Origin of the sequence: Xenophilus sp., from assembly GCF_044462705.1 — a bacterium.
In the GTDB taxonomy this organism is placed as follows: domain Bacteria; phylum Pseudomonadota; class Gammaproteobacteria; order Burkholderiales; family Burkholderiaceae_C; genus Xenophilus; species Xenophilus azovorans.
Map to the genome: position 1 here is coordinate 1 of NZ_JBIQNC010000112.1, position 16,923 is coordinate 16,923.

At 70.9% G+C, this 16,923-nt stretch carries 18 protein-coding genes; 7 read left to right on the plus strand and 11 right to left on the minus strand.

Going from position 1 to position 16,923, the window contains the following annotated elements; all coding sequences use genetic code 11:
* Nucleotides 1–100 precede the first annotated feature (100 nt).
* Genes ACIY1X_RS16425 through ACIY1X_RS16435 form a run of 3 tightly spaced genes read left to right on the plus strand, consistent with a single transcriptional unit; the run spans nucleotide 101 to nucleotide 2,555 of the window.
* Entirely contained in the window at nucleotides 101–565 is a 465-nt protein-coding gene (locus ACIY1X_RS16425) for an aromatic-ring-hydroxylating dioxygenase subunit beta (protein ID WP_399682424.1), read from the plus strand.
* The gene (locus ACIY1X_RS16430) at nucleotides 562–1,542 is read left to right on the plus strand and encodes a PdxA family protein (protein WP_399682384.1); all 981 of its coding nucleotides are present in this window, start codon (nucleotides 562–564) and stop codon (nucleotides 1,540–1,542) included. The genes ACIY1X_RS16425 and ACIY1X_RS16430 overlap by 4 nt, the downstream gene beginning before the upstream one ends.
* The gene (locus ACIY1X_RS16435) at nucleotides 1,539–2,555 is read left to right on the plus strand and encodes a 2Fe-2S iron-sulfur cluster-binding protein (RefSeq protein WP_399682387.1); all 1,017 of its coding nucleotides are present in this window, start codon (nucleotides 1,539–1,541) and stop codon (nucleotides 2,553–2,555) included. The genes ACIY1X_RS16430 and ACIY1X_RS16435 overlap by 4 nt, the downstream gene beginning before the upstream one ends.
* Here ACIY1X_RS16435 and ACIY1X_RS16440 read toward each other — a convergent pair.
* From ACIY1X_RS16440 to ACIY1X_RS16455, 4 genes are read right to left on the minus strand one after another with little or no spacing between them, the layout of a single operon-like run.
* The gene (locus ACIY1X_RS16440; RefSeq protein ID WP_399682390.1) at nucleotides 2,521–3,294 is read right to left on the minus strand and encodes a DUF3025 domain-containing protein; all 774 of its coding nucleotides are present in this window, start codon (nucleotides 3,292–3,294) and stop codon (nucleotides 2,521–2,523) included. The genes ACIY1X_RS16435 and ACIY1X_RS16440 overlap by 35 nt on opposite strands.
* Complete coding sequence (locus ACIY1X_RS16445) at nucleotides 3,291–4,124, minus strand: NYN domain-containing protein (protein ID WP_399682392.1); 834 nt, start codon at nucleotides 4,122–4,124, stop codon at nucleotides 3,291–3,293. Before ACIY1X_RS16445 ends, ACIY1X_RS16440 begins: the two co-directional genes overlap by 4 nt.
* A 15-nt stretch (nucleotides 4,125–4,139) precedes the next feature.
* Nucleotides 4,140–5,174 carry a dihydroorotase gene (gene pyrC, locus ACIY1X_RS16450; protein WP_399682395.1) on the minus strand — a complete coding sequence of 345 codons (1,035 nt, stop codon included), beginning with the start codon at nucleotides 5,172–5,174 and terminating at the stop codon, nucleotides 4,140–4,142.
* A 38-nt stretch (nucleotides 5,175–5,212) separates the two neighbouring features.
* Nucleotides 5,213–5,683: a metallophosphoesterase family protein gene (locus tag ACIY1X_RS16455; RefSeq protein ID WP_399682397.1), complete on the minus strand. Its 471-nt coding sequence runs from the start codon at nucleotides 5,681–5,683 to the stop codon at nucleotides 5,213–5,215.
* Nucleotides 5,684–5,819: 136 nt separating this feature from the next.
* Here ACIY1X_RS16455 and ACIY1X_RS16460 point away from each other — a divergent pair, with 136 nt between their 5' ends.
* The 3 genes from ACIY1X_RS16460 to ACIY1X_RS16470 are packed head-to-tail and all read left to right on the plus strand — an operon-like array spanning nucleotide 5,820 to nucleotide 8,755.
* Complete coding sequence (locus ACIY1X_RS16460; RefSeq protein WP_399682399.1) at nucleotides 5,820–6,386, plus strand: TRAP transporter small permease; 567 nt, start codon at nucleotides 5,820–5,822, stop codon at nucleotides 6,384–6,386.
* Nucleotides 6,383–7,681, plus strand: coding sequence for a TRAP transporter large permease (locus tag ACIY1X_RS16465; protein ID WP_399682402.1), 1,299 nt, complete (start codon nucleotides 6,383–6,385; stop codon nucleotides 7,679–7,681). The genes ACIY1X_RS16460 and ACIY1X_RS16465 overlap by 4 nt, the downstream gene beginning before the upstream one ends.
* Before the next feature lie 36 nt (nucleotides 7,682–7,717).
* Entirely contained in the window at nucleotides 7,718–8,755 is a 1,038-nt protein-coding gene (locus tag ACIY1X_RS16470) for a DctP family TRAP transporter solute-binding subunit (RefSeq protein ID WP_399682405.1), read from the plus strand.
* A 39-nt stretch (nucleotides 8,756–8,794) separates the two neighbouring features.
* Here the strand turns inward: ACIY1X_RS16470 and rnk are convergent, their stop codons facing one another.
* From rnk to ACIY1X_RS16500, 6 genes are all read right to left on the minus strand, one after another.
* Nucleotides 8,795–9,235 (minus strand): nucleoside diphosphate kinase regulator, encoded by a 441-nt coding sequence (gene rnk / locus ACIY1X_RS16475; protein WP_399682408.1) that lies wholly within the window; start codon nucleotides 9,233–9,235, stop codon nucleotides 8,795–8,797.
* A gap of 214 nt (nucleotides 9,236–9,449) precedes the next feature.
* Nucleotides 9,450–10,187: an amino acid ABC transporter ATP-binding protein gene (locus tag ACIY1X_RS16480; RefSeq protein ID WP_399682427.1), complete on the minus strand. Its 738-nt coding sequence runs from the start codon at nucleotides 10,185–10,187 to the stop codon at nucleotides 9,450–9,452.
* A gap of 188 nt (nucleotides 10,188–10,375) precedes the next feature.
* Nucleotides 10,376–11,044 carry an amino acid ABC transporter permease gene (locus ACIY1X_RS16485; RefSeq protein ID WP_038213736.1) on the minus strand — a complete coding sequence of 223 codons (669 nt, stop codon included), beginning with the start codon at nucleotides 11,042–11,044 and terminating at the stop codon, nucleotides 10,376–10,378.
* Nucleotides 11,045–11,134: 90 nt separating this feature from the next.
* Nucleotides 11,135–11,890, minus strand: coding sequence for an amino acid ABC transporter permease (locus ACIY1X_RS16490; protein WP_038213735.1), 756 nt, complete (start codon nucleotides 11,888–11,890; stop codon nucleotides 11,135–11,137).
* Nucleotides 11,891–11,978: 88 nt separating this feature from the next.
* On the minus strand, nucleotides 11,979–12,875 hold the full coding sequence (locus ACIY1X_RS16495) for an amino acid ABC transporter substrate-binding protein (RefSeq protein WP_399682412.1): 897 nt from the start codon (nucleotides 12,873–12,875) through the stop codon (nucleotides 11,979–11,981).
* 347 nt (nucleotides 12,876–13,222) lie between these two features.
* The gene (locus ACIY1X_RS16500; RefSeq protein ID WP_399682415.1) at nucleotides 13,223–14,188 is read right to left on the minus strand and encodes a LysR substrate-binding domain-containing protein; all 966 of its coding nucleotides are present in this window, start codon (nucleotides 14,186–14,188) and stop codon (nucleotides 13,223–13,225) included.
* Nucleotides 14,189–14,250: 62 nt separating this feature from the next.
* Between ACIY1X_RS16500 and ACIY1X_RS16505 the strand changes: the two genes are divergently transcribed.
* On the plus strand, nucleotides 14,251–15,702 hold the full coding sequence (locus tag ACIY1X_RS16505; protein WP_399682418.1) for an amidase: 1,452 nt from the start codon (nucleotides 14,251–14,253) through the stop codon (nucleotides 15,700–15,702).
* Here ACIY1X_RS16505 and ACIY1X_RS16510 read toward each other — a convergent pair.
* The gene (locus ACIY1X_RS16510; RefSeq protein WP_399682421.1) at nucleotides 15,691–16,629 is read right to left on the minus strand and encodes a 2-hydroxyacid dehydrogenase; all 939 of its coding nucleotides are present in this window, start codon (nucleotides 16,627–16,629) and stop codon (nucleotides 15,691–15,693) included. The two genes, ACIY1X_RS16505 and ACIY1X_RS16510, sit on opposite strands and share 12 nt — an antisense overlap.
* Nucleotides 16,630–16,923 lie beyond the last annotated feature (294 nt).

The window sequence follows — 16,923 nt, forward strand, 5'->3', positions numbered from 1 at the left end:
GCCACCGAGGCCTCGGTGCGCGGCTTCTGGAAGGCCTACCGGCAGCACATGGGCGTCTGAGCACGACGGCCCCAAAGAGAGAGTGAAAGAGCCCCACACCATGATCGACCTGCTGGCGCTGTGCGCCTTCAACGCGGCCTACGCCGAGACCATCGACAGCGACGCGCTGGAGCGGTGGCCCGACTTCTTCACCGACGACTGCCACTACCGCATCACCCACGCCGAGAACGAGCGCGAGGGGCTGGCCGCCGGCATCGTCTACGCCGACTCGCGCGCGATGCTGGAGGACCGCATCGCCGCGCTGCGCGAGGCCAACATCTACGAGCGCCAGCGCTACCGGCACCTGCTGGGCATCCCGCTGCTCGGCGCGCAGGACGACACGGGCGCCGAGGCGCGCACACCTTTCATGGTGGCGCGCATCATGGCCACCGGCCAGACCGAGCTGTTCGCCAGCGGCATCTACCGGGACCGCATCGTGCGCCAGGACGGCGGGCTGCGGCTGCGCTCGCGGGTGGCCGTGTGCGACAGCACGGTGACGGACACGCTGCTGGCCCTGCCGCTGTGAACGCCACCCCTGCGGCCGTCGCGCCGCCCCGGCTGGCGCTGGCGGTCGGCGACCCCAACGGCATCGGGCCGGAGATCGCGCTCAAGGCCCTGGCGGTGCTGCCGGCCGCGGCGCGCGGGCGCATCACGCTGTACGGCCCCGCGGCCGTGCTGGAGCGCACGGCATCGCAGCTCGGGCAGGAGGCGCTGCTGCGCGAGCAGCCCGTGGTGGACGCCGGCGCGCTGCCGGCGCAGGCGGCGCGGCCCGGCCGCATCGACCCGGCGGCGGGCGCCTCGGCCGTGGCCTCGGCCGGCGCCGCCATCGAGGCCTGCCGCCGCGGCGAGGCCGACGCCGTGGTCGCCTGCCCGCACCACGAGACGGCGATCCACCAGGCCGGCATCGCCTTCAGCGGCTACCCCTCGCTGGTCGCGCGCGTGTGCGGCCAGCCGGAGGACAGCGTGTTCCTGATGCTGGTCGGCGGCGGCCTGCGCATCGTGCACGCCACGCTGCACGAGAGCGTGGCGCACGCGCTGGACCGGCTGCGGCCCGCACTGGTCGCCGCGGCGGCGCGCGCCGGCGCGCGGGCCTGCGCGCGGCTGGGCGTCGCCGATCCGCGCATCGGCGTCTTCGGCATCAACCCGCATGCCTCGGAGGGCGGGCTGTTCGGCCCCGAGGACGCGCAGCACGTCGAGCCGGCCGTGCAGGCGCTGCGCGCCGAGGGCCTGCGCGTGGACGGCCCGCTGGGCGCCGACCTGCTGCTGGCGCAGCGGCGGCACGACCTGTATGTCGCCATGCTGCACGACCAGGGTCACATCCCGGTCAAGCTGCTGGCGCCGAACGCGGCCAGCGCGCTGTCCATCGGCGCGCAGGTGCTGCTGTCCAGCGTCGGCCACGGCAGCGCGATGGACATCGCCGGCCGCGGCGTCGCGGACCCCGGTGCCGTGCTGCGCACCATCGCGCTGCTGTCGGGCGCCGGCGTGGAGGAAGGGACGGCATGAACCATCGCATCACCATCGAAGACAGCGACGCCGCCTTCGACTGCGGCCCGGCGCAGAGCGTGCTCGACGCCGCGCTGCGCGCCGGCATCGAGCTGCCCTACTCCTGCCGCAAGGGCGTGTGCGGCAACTGCGCCGGCGCGGTGGCCGAGGGCGAGGTGGCCGGCCTCGGCGGCCCGATCCGCAACGAGAGCTGCGCGCCCGATCAGGTGCTCTTCTGCATGTGCGCGCCGCGCGGCGACCTGCGCATCCGCCCCGCCGCCTGGCACCGCGTCGACCCGTCCGCCCGCAAGCGCTTCACGGCGAAGGTGTTCCGCAACCAGCTCGCCGCGCCCGACGTCTCGGTGCTGCAGCTGCGCCTGCCGGCCGGACAGCGGGCCCGCTTCCAGGCCGGCCAGTACCTGCAGCTCGCGCTGCCCGACGGCAGCACCCGCTGTTACTCGATGGCCAACCCGCCGCACGAGAACGACACGCTGACCCTGCACGTGCGCCACATGCCCGGCGGCACCTTCAGCGCGCGCGTGCCCCGCCTGGCGCCGGGCGACGCGATCGAGGTCGAGCTGCCGTTCGGCGCCGTCACGCTGGAGGCGGACGCGCGCCGGCCGATCGTCTTCGTGGTAGGCGGCACGGGCTTCGCGCCGGCCAGGTCGATCCTGGACGACATGGCGCGCCGGCGCGTGGAGCGCCCGATCACGCTGATCTGGGGCGCACGCCGCGCCGAGGGCATCTACCTGCGCCCGGTCATTGCCAAGTGGCAGCGCCAGTGGCCGCAGGGCTTCCGCTTCGTCGAGGCGCTCAGCGGGGAGGCGCGCGAGGGCGCCTTCGCCGGCCGGGTCGACGCGGCGCTGCGCGCGCACTGCCCCGACCTGTCGGGCCACGAGCTGTACTGCTGCGGCTCGCCGGGCATGGTGCAGTCGGTGCGCGAGGCGGCGGTGCAGGCGCTGGGCCTGCCGGCCGCGCGCTTCCACGCCGACGTGTTCGTCAACGGGCCGGCGGCGGGCGCCGTGCCGGCCTGAAGACGGCCGGGTCGTCGTAGAAGACCGGGGCCTCGTTCGCTGCGCACCAGCCGGGCACGCCGAGCACCGGCAGCGGCGCGAAGGGCTTGGCCGCGAGGTGCGCGGGCTGCAGCGCCTGCGCGATGGCCCCGTCCTCCGGCGCGATCGCCGCGGCGCCGGCCGGCGCGCACAGCACGTGCGCCGTGAGGCCCTTGCGCGGCAGCGTCGCCAGCTGCTCCAGCAGCGCGTGGCCGAAGACCATCAGCCGCGCCTGGCGCCACAGCGCCCGCCCCTCGGCGAACAGGCGCCGCCAGTCGCGCGCCAGCAGCGCCTGCCAGAGCGGCAGCGGCGCATCGAGCACCGCGCCGTTCTCGTCGAACAGCGTCAGCGCGTCGCGCAGCGGCCCGCGCGTGGGGCCGACGCCGCGGCGCACGATCTCCGTCGCCTGCAGTTCATTGAGCCGCCGCTTGGCCTGCGGGCAGGCCAGCCACACCAGGCCGTTGAAGAGGTCGTGCAGGTTGTCGCGGGTGGGAACGGCGCCGGTGCGGTGGATGAAGGATTCGTAGGGCTCGCCGGCGGGCAGCGCCGCCTGCGGGACGAAGCGGGGCGCCGGCGACGCGCCCGCGGCCTGCCGCAGCGCCTGGTGCACGGCGGCGCCTTCGCGCAGGCAGGCCAGCGCACGCCTGCCGTGGTCGCCGCAGGGGGCGAATGCCGGCTGCCGCCAGTCGATCTCCGGCCAGGCAGGCGCGGCAGGCGTCATGCGGCCGCGGGGCCGGCCGCGGCGCGCTTGTCGCGCACCGCCACCCTGGGCGTGCCTTCGTCGCGCATCTCGAAGGCCTGGGTGGCGGCCAGCAGCTTGGTCAGCGTGGCGTAGCCGTAGTTGCGCGCGTCGAACGGCGTCTTGTTGGCGATCTGCGTGCCGACGGCACCCACCTTGGCCCAGCCGTCCTCGCCCTGTACCGCCTTCACGGCGTCGCGCAGCAGGTTCATGAGCCGCGCGTCCTGGCGCAGTTGCGGCGTGGGCACGCGCAGCGTCATCGGGCGCGCCGGCACGCCGGGGGCGGCGGGCCCGGTCGGCGCCGGTGCCGGCGCGGCGGCCGCGCCATCGGCATCCGGCTCGATCGGCGTGGCGGCGGGCGCCGCCTCTTCGCCCAGCGCCTCCAGGTACAGGAAGCGCGAGCAGGCGTTGACGAAGGGCTTGGGCGTCTGCGCCGCGCCGAAGCCGTAGACGGCCGCGCCCTTGGAGCGCAGGTGCATCACCAGCGGCGTGAAGTCGGCGTCGGAGGAGACGATGCCGAAGGCGTCGGGCCGATCGGTGTAGAGCAGCTCCATCGCGTCCACCGTCATCGCCATGTCGGTGGCGTTCTTGCGCTTGGAATAGTCGAATTGCTGCATCGGCCGGATCGCGTACTCCAGCAGCACGTCCTGCCAGCCCGCCAGGGCGCCCTTGGTCCAGTTGCCGTAGGCGCGGCGCACGTTGATGACGCCGATGGTGGACAGCTCGGTCAGCACCTCGTCGATCTTGGCCGCCGGTGCGTTGTCGGCGTCGATGAGCAGCGCGATGCGCTGGGTTTTTTCGGTGTCGGTCATCGGCCGTGCCTTTGCTCAGACGAGGCGCCAGCGCATCGCTTCGCCGCCGCGCAGCGGCTTGAGCGTCGCCTCGCCGAAGGGCACCGCCTCCGGCACCGTCCACGCCTCGCGCTTCAGGGTGATGGTGTCGCTGTTGCGCGGCAGGCCGTAGAAGTCGGGGCCGTGGAAGCTGGCAAAGCCTTCCAGCCGGTCGAGCGCGCCGGCGTCGTCGAAGGCCTCGGCGTACAGCTCGATGGCGGTGAGCGCGGTGTAGCAGCCGGCGCAGCCCAGCGCGTGCTCCTTCAGGTGCGCCGGGTGCGGCGCGCTGTCGGTGCCGAGGAAGAAGCGCGGGCTGCCGCTGGTGGCGGCCTCGACCAGCGCCAGGCGGTGCACCTCGCGCTTGAGCACCGGCAGGCAGTAGTAGTGCGGGCGGATGCCGCCGGTGAAGATCGCGTTGCGGTTGTAGAGCAGGTGGTGCGCGGTGATGGTCGCCGCCGTCACGTCGCCGCCCTCGTCGCGCACGTAGTGGGCGCCCTCCTTCGTCGTCAGGTGCTCGAAGACGATCTTCAGGCCGGGGAAGTCGGCGCGCAGCGGCTTCATCACGCGCTCGATGAAGACGGCCTCGCGGTCGAACAGGTCCACCGCCGGGTCGGTCACCTCGCCGTGCACCAGCAGCAGCAGGCCGTGCTTCTGCATCGCCTCCAGCGTGGCGTAGGTCTTGCGGATGTCGGTCACGCCGGCGTCGCTGTTGGTGGTGGCGCCGGCCGGGTAGAGCTTGAGCGCCTTCACGCCGGCCGCGGCGGCGCGGGCGATCTCCTCGGGCGGCAGCCTGTCGGTGAGGTAGAGCGACATCACCGGCTCGAAGCGCAAGCCTTCCGGCACGGCCGCCAGGATGCGTTCGCGGTAGTCCAGCGCCTGCTGGGCGGTGGTCACCGGCGGGCGCAGGTTGGGCATGATCAGCGCGCGGCCCACCTGGCGCGCGGAATGCGGCACCACGGCCTGCAGGCCGGCGCCGTCGCGCACGTGCAGGTGCCAGTCGTCGGGACGGGTGATCGTGAGGGTGTCGGTCATGGCGGCGGATTGTCCCATCGGGGCGGACGGCCGGCGGTTCAGGCAGGCGCGGCCGGCAGGGTGTGCAGCCTCGCCTCGACGCGGCCGCCCGCGATGCGCAGTTCCGCCGCCGAGACCGGCAGGCGGAAGCGCCGCGGCCCGGCGCTGCCGGGGTTGACGTACAGCACGCCCTCGCGCCGCTCGATGCGCGGCTGGTGCGAGTGGCCCGTCACCACCACCTGCACGCCGGCGGCGGGCGGCGCGGCGCGCAGGTCGGCGATGTCGTGCACCACGCACAGGCGCACGCCGGCGAGTTCGCGCTCCACGCGCAGCGGCAGCGTATCGGCCCAGGGGCCGTGGTCGTTGTTGCCGCGCACGGCCAGCAGCGGCGCCAGCGCCGCCAGGGCGTCGAGCGTGGCCGGGTCGCAGATGTCGCCGGCGTGGACGATCGCGTCGCTGCCGCGCAGCCAGTCGAGGGCTTCGGGGCGCAGCAGGCCGTGGGTGTCGGAGACGAGGCCGATGCGGGTCATCCCCCGACTGTCGCCAAGGCGGCCCTTCATGGAAAGCCCCCATGCTGCGAAGGGATGCCACCCGCTACGATCGCGCGTCGATTTCTTCCTGCCCGCGGGCGGCCCAGCAAGGCCCGTGGACGCCGTTCCCGACCTCATGTCCTCCGCCCCCGAGCCCGGCGCCCAGCTGGACGCCGCCAGCCCCCTGCCCACCGACATCCCCGCCGCCGACGAGCCCGTGAAGGTGCCCCTCGCCATCGAGGACTGGGCTACCGTCGTCATCATGGGCCTCTTGGCCTGCATCACCTTCGCCAACGTGCTGGTGCGCTACTTCACCGACCAGTCCTTCGCCTGGACGGAGGAGTTCTCGGTGTTCCTGATGATTCTGCTGGCCATGATCGGCGGCTGCGCGGCGGTGGCGCGCGACCGGCACATCCGCATCGAGTACTTCAGCGAGTCCGGCTCCATGGCGCGGCGCCGCCGGCTGGCGCAGTTCGGCGCGGCCATGGTGGCGCTGCTGTTCTTCCTGATCGCGGCGCTGTCGGTGCGCATCGTGTGGGACGACTGGCGCTTCGAGGAGACCTCGCCGGGCGTCGGCCTGCCGCAGTGGTGGTACTCGATCTGGCTGCCGATCGTGTGCACCGGCATCGGCCTGCGCGCCGTGGGCCTGTTCATCCGGCGCAGCCGCACGCCGCGGGAAGAAGAAGGGCAGGAGCGGCCATGATCGCGACGCTGCTGTTCGTCGCCTTCCTGGCGATGATGCTGCTGGGCGTGCCCATCGGCGCGGCCCTGGGCCTGGCGGGCGCGGCCTGCATCGCGCTGGCCAATGCCGACGCGCAGTGGTTCGGCCTGCTGGCGGTGCCGCAGAACTTCTACGCCGGCCTGGGCAAGTACCCGCTGCTGGCGATCCCGATGTTCGTGCTGGTGGGCTCGATCTTCGACCGCTCCGGCGTGGCCCTCAGGCTGGTGAACTTCGCCATCGCCATCGTCGGCCGCGGGCCGGGCATGCTGCCGCTGGTGGCGATCGTGGTGGCGATGTTCCTGGGCGGCATCTCCGGCTCCGGCCCGGCCAACGCGGCCGCGGTGGGCTCGGTGATGATCGCCGCCATGTCGCGCGCCGGCTACCCGGCCTCCTACTCGGCCAGCGTGGTGGGCGCGGCGGCGGCCACCGACATCCTGATCCCGCCGTCGGTCGCCTTCATCGTGTACTCGGTGCTGGTGCCGGGCGCCTCGGTGCCGGCCCTGTTCGCCGCCGGCATGGTGCCGGGCGTGCTGGCCGGCCTGGCGCTGATCGTCCCCGCGGTGTGGATGGCGCGCAGCCACAACATGGGCCAGCTCGAATCGAGCCTGCCGCGCCCGCCCTTCTGGAAGAGCCTGCGCGAGGCCGTCTGGGGCCTGGCCGCGCCGGTGCTGATCCTCGGCGGCATGCGCATGGGCTGGTTCACGCCCACCGAGGCGGCCGTGGTGGCCGTGTTCTACGGCCTGTTCGTCGGCATGGCGATCCACCGCACGATCCGGGTGCGCGACCTGTTCGTCATCCTGCGCGAGTCGGGCGAGCTGTCGGCGGTGATCCTGCTGGTGGTGTCGCTGGCGGGCATCTTCGCGTACTCGCTGTCCACGCTGGGCGTGATCGACCCCGTGACCGACGCCATCGTCCACTCGGGCCTGGGCGAGTACGGCGTGCTGTCGCTGCTGATCCTGCTGCTCATCACGGTGGGCATGTTCCTCGACGGCGTGTCGATCTTCCTGATCTTCGTGCCGCTGCTGTGGCCCATCGTGCAGCACTACCAGTGGGACCCGGTGTGGTTCGGCGTGCTGCTCACGCTGAAGGTGGCGCTGGGCCAGTTCACGCCGCCGCTGGCGGTCAACCTGATGGTGTCCTGCCGCATCGCCGGCGTGCGCATGGAGGAGACGGTGCGCTGGGTCGGCTGGATGCTGGTGGCCATGTTCCTGGTGATGGTGGCCGTCATCGTCTGGCCGCAGCTGGCGCTGTGGCTGCCCCACTACCTGGGTTACTGATTGACCGATTTGTTCGACGACCGAAGGAGACGAAGCATGACATTCCGACGCACCCTGCTGGCCCTGGCCACCGCTGCAGCTGCCCTGACAGCGCTGCCGCAGGCCGCCCTGGCCCAGGGCAACTACAAGAGCGAATACAAGATGTCGCTGGTGGTGGGCCCGGCCTTCCCCTGGGGCAAGGGCGGCGAGATCTGGGCCAACCTGGTGAAGGAGCGCACCCAGGGCCGCATCAACATCAAGCTGTACCCCGGCGTCTCGCTGATCCAGGGCGACCAGACGCGCGAGTTCAGCGCGCTGCGCCAGGGCGTGATCGACATGGCCATCGGCTCGACCATCAACTGGTCGCCGCAGGTCAAGGAGCTGAACCTGTTCTCGCTGCCCTTCCTGATGCCCGACTACGCCGCCATCGACGCGCTGACGCAGGGCGAGGTGGGCAAGGACATCTTCGCCCGCCTGGAGAAGGCCGGCGTGGTGCCGCTGGCCTGGGGCGAGAACGGCTACCGCGAGCTGACCAACTCCAAGCACCCGGTGCGCACGCCGGCCGACCTCAAGGGCCTGAAGATCCGCGTGGTCGGCTCGCCGCTGTTCGTCGACACCTTCACCGCGCTGGGCGCCAACCCGACCCAGATGAGCTGGGCCGACGCGCAGCCGGCCTTCGCCAGCGGCGCGGTGGACGGGCAGGAGAACCCGATGTCCATCTTCACCGCGGCCAAGCTGCAAAACGTGGGCCAGAAGAACCTGACGATGTGGGGCTACGTGGCCGACCCGCTGGTCTTCGTGGTCAACAAGGAGGTGTGGAACTCCTGGACCAAGGCCGACCAGGACATCGTGCGCCAGGCGGCGCTCGACGCGGGCAAGCAGGAGATCGAGATCGCGCGCAAGGGCCTGGTCGAACCGGGCCAGCCGCTGCTCAAGGAGATCGCCGCGCTGGGCGTGAACATCGTGCAGCTCTCGCCGGCCGAGCGCGATGCCTTCGTCCAGGCCACCAAGCCGATCTACGCCAAATGGAAGCCGCAGATCGGCAACGCGCTGGTGGACAAGGCCGAGAAGGCGATCGCCGCGCGCAAGAAGTGAGCGCCCGCGCGGCATCCGCAGCGCGGGGCTTCCTTGTTTTCAGCGCAGCAGGTCGCCGCTGGCCTCGGGCTGGAAGGCGACGGCCCGCACCTGCAGCGCCGACACCCGGCCGTCGGGCGCCGTCCAGCGCGCGACGTCGCCCGCGCGCAGCCCCAGCAGCGCCGTGCCGGCCGGCGACAGCACCGAGATGCGGCCCTGCGCGGCGTCGGCCTCGTCGGGATAGGCCAGCGTGATCTCGCGCACGGTGCCCTCGCCGGGCTCGGCCACCTGCACGCGCGAGCGCATGGTCACCACGTCGGGCGCCACCGCGTCGGAGGCGACGAGGTCGGCGTTGTCCAGCAGGTTCTGCAACGCCTCGTGCTGGGCGGCGTGGGTGTCCAGCCACTTGCCGATGCGCACGTGGTCCAGCTCGGTCAGCACGCGGACCGCCGAGGCGGGGGAAGAAGAAGAGGAAGAAGAGGAAAGCGAAGAAGAAGACATCACACGACTCCAGAAAGACGAACGCCGGGTCGGAGCCCGGCGATGCGATGTGGCGAGGAGGAGGTGAAGGGTGCTCGCCGGGCTCAGGAGGGTGCGGTCGGTTGCAGGCCGCGAAGGCGCTGGCTCGCGCGCAGCGCCGCGCCCGCCCGCGAGGCGGGCATGGGCATGAACGAGGCGGCGGGGCGGGTCATGGGGCCGATTATCGGTGGCCGGCTCAGTGCTGCAGGATCTTGTTGAGGAAATCCTTGGTCCGGGGCTGGCGATTCTCCGGATGGGCGAAGAACTCGTCCTTGGAGCAGTCCTCCAGGATGCGGCCGCCCACGTCGATGAAGATCACCCGGCTGGCCACCTTGCGCGCGAAGCCCATCTCGTGGGTCACGCACATCATGGTCATGCCTTCCTTGGCCAGGCTGACCATCACGTCCAGCACCTCGCCGACCATCTCCGGGTCGAGCGCGGAGGTGGGCTCGTCGAACAGCATCACGATCGGGTCCATCGACAGGGCCCGGGCGATCGCCACGCGCTGCTGCTGGCCGCCCGAGAGCTGGCCGGGGAACTTGTCCTTGTGTGCCATCAGACCCACGCGGTCGAGCATCTTCAGGCCGCGGGTCTTGGCTTCGTCCAGGCTGCGGCCCAGCACCTTGACCTGCGCGATGGTCAGGTTCTCCGTCACCGACAGGTGCGGGAACAGCTCGAAGTGCTGGAACACCATACCCACCTTGGAGCGCAGCTTGGGCAGGTCGGTCTTCGGGTCGTTGACCTTGATGCCGTTGACCACGATCTCGCCCTTCTGGAACGGCTCCAGCGCGTTCACTGTCTTGATCAGCGTGGACTTGCCCGAACCCGAGGGGCCGCACACCACCACCACGTCGCCCTTGTCGATGCTCACGTTGCAGTCGTTGAGCACCTGCACGGGCCCGTACCACTTGGAGACGTTCTTGATTTCGATCATTTTTTCGGCCATCTCAATACTCCTGTATCAGTTGTCCAAGGCGCTCGGGCGCCTCACCACGCTTCCGGTCCGAAGGCCGCGGAGCAGGCCATGCGGGAACATCCGCGGAACCGGCTTCGCCGGGCCGCAGGATGTGCCCCCTTGAGGGGGTTGGCGAAGCGGAACGAAGTCCGCGAAGACTGGGGGTGTCATCTGATGATCGCGATCTTTTTATGCAGGCGCTTGACCAGCCAGGACAGCGCATAGCAGATGATGAAGTAGATGACGGCCGCCAGCAGGTAGCTCTCGATCGGGCGGCCGAAGTTCTTGCCCGCCGTCTCGAAGCCCTTGAGCAGGTCGTAGGCGCCGATGGCGTAGACCAGCGAGGTGTCCTGGAACAGGATGATGGTCTGCGTGAGCAGCACCGGCAGCATGTTGCGGAAGGCCTGCGGCAGGATCACCAGCGTCATGTTCTGCCGGTAGGTCATGCCCACGGCCATGCCGGCGAAGACCTGGCCGCGCGGGATCGACTGGATGCCCGCGCGCATGATCTCCGAGAAGTAAGCCGCCTCGAAGGCGATGAAGGTGATGATGGCCGAGTACTCCGCCCCGATCGGGCGGCCGATGGCCAGCGGCACCAGCAGGAAGAACCACAGCAGCACCATCACCAGCGGGATCGAGCGCATGCCGTTGACGTAGATCGCCGCCGGCGTGTCCAGCCACTTCTTGCCCGACAGGCGCATCAGCGCCAGCAGCGTGCCGAAGAAGATGCCGCCGAGCGTGGCCACCACCGTGAGGAAGACGCTGAAGTACAGGCCCTTGAGGACGTAGCCGCTGATGACGTTCCAGTCGTAGAAGCCGAAGTCGAGGTTCAACATGTCAGGCCTCCCGCCGGGCCGCCCCAAGGGAGGCCTGCGCCCCCTCGGGGGACAGCGAATACACGAAGTGATGAGCGTGGGGGTACAGCATCAGTGGCCTCCCGTCCCGCCGGCAGCCACGAAGCCCGGCACGCGCGCCCGCTTCTCGATGAAGGCCATGATGCGGTTGATGGCCAGCGCGGAGATGACGTACAGGACAGTGACGCCCAGGTACATCTCGATCGGCCGCGCCGTTTCCTCGCCGGCCTGCATGGCGAACTGCGTCATCTCGGCGATCGAAACGGCGAAGGCCACCGACGAGTTCTTGAAGATGTTCATCGACTCGCTGGTCAGCGGCGGGATGATGATCCGGTAGGCCATCGGCAGCAGCACGTAGCGGTAGTACTGCATGGTGGTGAAGCCCACCGCCATGCCGGCGTAGCGCTGGCCGCGCGGCAGGGCCTGGATGCCCGAGCGCAGTTGCTCGGCGATGCGCGCCGAGGTGAACAGGCCCAGCGCCAGCACCACCAGCACGAAGGGCGGCACGTCGCGCATGGGCGCGATGATCGCCGGCACCACGTGGTACCAGAGGAAGATCTGCACCAGCAGCGGGATGTTGCGGAACAGCTCGACCCAGGCGTTGCCGAAGCGCACCAGCCAGGGGCTGTCGGGCAGGGTGCGGATCACGCCGATGATCGACCCCACGATCAGCGCCACGGCCAGTGCGGACAGGGACACGGCCACCGTCCAGCCCCAGGCCGAGAGCATCCAGTTGAGATAGGTGTCGACGCCACCCGTGCCGAAGCACCCGGGTATGACGGTTCCATCGATGGTGTCCTTGCAGAACACCTGCCAATCCCAGTTCATCGGGCTCTCCTCAACTGCTGATGTCGCGTTCCAGAAACGGCAAACGCCCGCCACGACGGGCGGGCGTTTGCGGGATCGGCATGGCCGATTACTTCGCGGCGAACTCTTCGGCCGGCTTGTTGTTCAGGTGGGCCCAGGCTTCCTTGGTGGCTTCGGACAGCGGCAGGCCCAGCGCGACGTTGTTCGGCGGCACCGGCTGCACCATCCACTTGTCGTAGAGCTTGGCCAGCGAGCCGTCCTTGACCTGGCGCTCGATGCTGGCGTTGACCGCCTTCAGGAAGGCGGTGTCGCCCTTGCGCACCATGCAGGCGATGGGCTCGACCGACAGCTCGGGGCCGACGATGGCGTAGTCCTTCGGGTTCTTCGACTTGGAGATGTTGGCCGCCAGGATGGAGGCGTCCATCACGAAGGCGTCGGCGCGGCCGGACTCCAGCAGCAGGAAGCTGTCGGCGTGGTCCTTGCCGTTGACTTCCTTGAACTCCAGGCCCTGGGCGCGGCGGTTCTTGCGCAGCAGCTGCACGGAGGTGGTGCCGGTGGTGGTGGCGATCGTCTTGCCGTTGAGGTCCTTCAGGTCCTTGATGCCGGAGTTGGCCTTGACGGCCACGCGCACCACTTCCATGTAGGTGTTGTAGGCGAAGTCGACGTCCTTGGCGCGAGTGGCGTTGTTGGTGGTGGAGCCGCACTCCAGGTCCACCGTGCCGTTCTGCACCAGCGGGATACGGTTCTGCGAGCTCACCAGGGTGTAGTTGATGTTCAGCTTCTTGCCGACGTCCTTGCTCAGGTCGTCGACGATGCGCTCGGCCATCTCGGTGTGGAAGCCCACGTACTTGCCGTTGCCCAGCGTGTACGACAGCGCGGAGGAGTCGCGCACCCCCAGGCTGATGCTGCCACTGGCCTTGATCTTCGCGAGGGTGTCGTTGGCCTGTGCGAACACGCCGCTGGTGGCGAGCGCCGCAATGGCGAGAACCAGTGCTTGCTTTTTCATGAAGAGCTCCTTGGGGATGACTAAGGGAAACACGTTGGAAATTCTAGACACACGTACTGATGGGGAATACCCGTAGCCTCCCGGGTGCGCGGCGCGCCCGCTCCCCAATCGGGTGCACAGGCCGGCGACGACAGCGGGACGCCAGGGGTTAGCAGCCTCCATGCCATGCCCTCCTGCATGGCCCGGTTTCACCGGCCGGATCGCAGGCCATGCAGGCTTGCACGACCCGTCCCACCAGCGAAACGGCGCACTGTAAGACACGCCCGCATGGCGACCAATGCCGGTTGCGAGAGCCGCAATGCGCGGCACACATAGTTCATCGGTGTTCACCCGGATGGCCCTGCGCCTCAGCGCGGCGCCCGCTCGGCCCGGGTCTGCACCAGGTAGGCCCAGAGCGCGTCGGCGGCGCGGCGCGGCGCCAGGCCCGCGCCCTCGGCATGGCTGGCGGCCACGGCCGGCCGCTCGCGGTAGGCGTGGATCTCCATGGTCGCCTCCAGCGGCCCCGACTCCGGCCCGAGGGCGCTGACCAGCTTGCGCGAGCGCACTTCCTTGCGCACCGCGCTCTGCGGCAGGAAGGCGACGCCGTGGCCTTCCAGCGCCATCACCTTCAGGCCCTCGGCCATGTCGGTCTCGTAGACCCGGTCCAGGTGGATCGGCGTGCGCGAGGCCTTGAGCAGCTGGTCGACCACCCGGCCGAGGTAGGCGCCGGGCGCGTAGCCGAGGTAGGGCAGCGGCCGGCCCGGACGGCCGGGCAGCTGGTAGCGCGGCGAGCCGTCGGCCTCGGGCCGCACCCAGGGCGCCACCACCTCCTCGCCCAGGTACACCATCTCGTAGCGGTTGGCGTCCAGCTGCAGCGGCTGCGAGGGGTGGTGGTAGGAGATCAGCAGGTCGCAGTTGCCCTCGACCAGGCGCAGCACGGCGTCGTGCACGTTCAGCGCGATCAGGCGGCTCTTGAGCGGCCCGAACTGCTGGCGCAGGCTGGTGACCCAGGCCGGGAAGAAGGTGAAGGCCAGCGTGTGCGGCACGGCGAACTCGACCACGTCCTGCGCTACCGCCGTGTGGCCGCGCAGCATGGCGCGCGTGCTCTGCAGCGACTGCAGGATCTCCAGCGCCTGCGTGTAGAGCGTTTGGCCGGCGGGGGTCAGGCGCGTCGGGTAGGAGCTGCGGTCCACCAGGTCGGTGCCGGCCCATCCCTCCAGCGCCTGGATGCGGCGCGAGAACGCCGGCTGCGTCACATGCCGCAACTGCGCCGATCGGCTGAAGCTGCGGGTTTCGGCGAGGCTGACGAAGTCCTCGAGCCATTTGGTTTCCATGAACGGCGATTATGGTGCGCGGTACCCTCGGGTTTCCTCGCATCGCCGCCGCCACGCCCGCCATGAACGACGCCGACATCCTGAGCCTGGACGCCACCACGCTGGCCCGCCGCCTCGCCGCGCGCGACATCTCCTGCCGTGAGCTGATGGCCGCCGCGCTGGCGCGCATCGGGGCGCTCAACCCGCGCTTCAACGCCCTGGTGTCGCTGCGCGACCCCGAAGAACTGCTGACCGAGGCGCAGGAGCGCGACGCGCAGCTCGCCCGCGGGGAGCGCCTGGGCTGGATGCACGGCTTCCCGCTGGCGGTGAAGGACCTGAGCCACGCCGCCGGCCTGCCGACCTCGATGGGCTCGCCGCTGGCGCCGAAGAGCCCGGCGCGCGCCGACAGCCTGCACGTCGCCCGCGCGAAGGCGGCCGGCGCCATCGTCATCGGCAAGAGCAACACGCCGGAGTTCGGCCTGGGCTCGCACACCTACAACACCGTCTTCGGCACCACCCGCAACGCCTGGGACGAGACGAAGAGCGCCGGCGGCAGCAGCGGCGGCGCGGCCGTCGCGCTGGCGCTGGAGATGATGCCGGTGGCCGACGGCAGCGACATGATGGGTTCGCTGCGCAACCCGGCCGCCTTCAACAGCGTGATCGGCTTCCGGCCCTCGCGCGGGCGCGTGCCCGGCTCGCCGGACGAGGACCTGTTCTTCCAGCAGCTCGGTACCGAGGGGCCGATGGCCCGCACGGTGGAGGATGCGGCGCGCCTGCTGTGCGTGCAGGCCGGCTTCGATGCGCGGGTGCCGCTGTCGCTGCCCGATGCCCTGCCCTCGCCCGACGCGCTCTCGCTCGACGCCGAGATGAAGGGCCTGCGCATCGGATGGCTCGGCCCGGTCTGGCCCGACCTGCCCACCGAGCCCGGCGTGCTCGCCACCTGCGAGCAGGCGCTGGCCACCTTCGCCGGCCTGGGCTGCATCGTCGAGCCCTGCACGCTCGACGTGCCGCGCGAGCAGAACTGGACGGCCTGGCTGCGCTTGCGCCAGCTGCTGGTGGGCGGCAAGCTGGGCGCGCTGGCGGCCGACCCGCGGCACCGCGAGCGCATCAAGCCCGAGGCGCTGTGGGAGATCGAGCAGGCCCGCCACCTGGACGCGGCCTCGCTCTACCAGGCCTCGATCTACCGATCGAACGTCTACCGCGCCTTCGTGCGCCTGTTCGAGCGCTTCGACGCGGTGGTGGCGCCGACGGCGCAGGTCTTCCCCTTCGACGCCGCACTGCACTGGCCCGACACGGTGAATGGGGTGAAAAGCCAGACCTACCACCACTGGATGGAGATCGTCACGCCCTTCACCCTGGCCGGCCTGCCGACGCTGAACCTGCGCGCCGGCTTCGGGCCGCAGGGGCTGCCGATGGGCCTGCAGCTCGCCGGCCCGGCGAACGCCGACCTGGCCGTGCTGCGGCTGGGCCATGCCTACGACCGAGCCTGCCCCTGGACCGCCCTGCGGCCGCCGGTCCTGGCATCAGATCGGTGAGACCACCCCGCGCCCGCTGAAGTGCCCCTCGGCGTTGGCCATGAAGCGGTCCACGCTGGCCTGCGTGGCCTCGGGCGACCAGCCGGCCACGTGCGGCGTGATGAGCAGGTTGTCCAGGCCGATGAGCTGCTGCGGCGGGAGCGGCTCGCTCTCGTAGACGTCCAGGCCGGCGCCGGCGATGCGGTGCTCGCGCAGGGCCGCCGCCAGCGCGTCGGTGTCGACCACGCTGCCGCGGCCGATGTTGACCAGCCAGCCCTGCGGGCCGAGCGCGTCCAGCACCTCGGCGCCGACCAGGTGCCGCGTGGCCGGGCCGCCCGGCACCGCGCACACCAGCACGTCGCACCAGCGCGCCAGGGCGATCGGGCTGTCGAAGTAGCGGTGCGGCGCATCCTCCACCGGCCTGCGGTTGTGGTAGCCGACGGGCATGTCGAAGCCCGCCGCCCGCTTCGCGATCTTGCGGCCGATGCCGCCCAGGCCGAGGATGCCGAGCTTCTTGCCCGAGACGTTCGGCGGCTGCGCGATGGACTCGCGCCACACGCCCTCGCGGCACTGCCGGTCCAGCGCATGGAAGCCCCGCACGGCGCCGATGATCAGCCCGAAGGCATGGTCGGCCACGCAGTCGTCGTTGGTGCCGGCGCCGTTGGCGGTGGCGATGCCGCGCGCGCGCAGCGCCTGCATCGGCAGGCCCTCGTAGCCCACGCCCATGCAGCACGCCAGCTCCAGCGCGGGCATGGCCGCCAGTTCCTCTTCCGTCAGGCCGATGACGCCGATGGTGAGCACGGCGCGAAAGCGCGCGCCGTGCTGCGCGATGGCGGCGGCGCGCTCGGCCGGCGTGGGCGCATAGGTGAGGTCGTAGACCGCGGCGATCTGCGCCCGGTGCTCGGCCGCCAGGCCGTTGAGGACCAACAGGGGAATCTTCTCTGACATCTGCATCTGCTCCATGAAAAATGGCCCCTCGGCCAACCGCTTCGCGCTTGCCCGATCCCCCGAGGGGATGCTTTTTCATCTTGGGGCGGCCCGGCGATGAAAAATGGCCCCTCGGCCAACCGCTTCGCGCTTGCCCGATCCCCCGAGGGGATGCTTTTTCATCTTGGGGCGGCCCGGCGATGAAAAATGGCCCCCACGCTCCCCCGCTTCGCGCGGTCCGCTGCCCCCCGAGGGGGTGCTTTTCATCTTGGGGCGGCCCGGCGATGAAAAAACGACTACAGCACCACGCCCGCC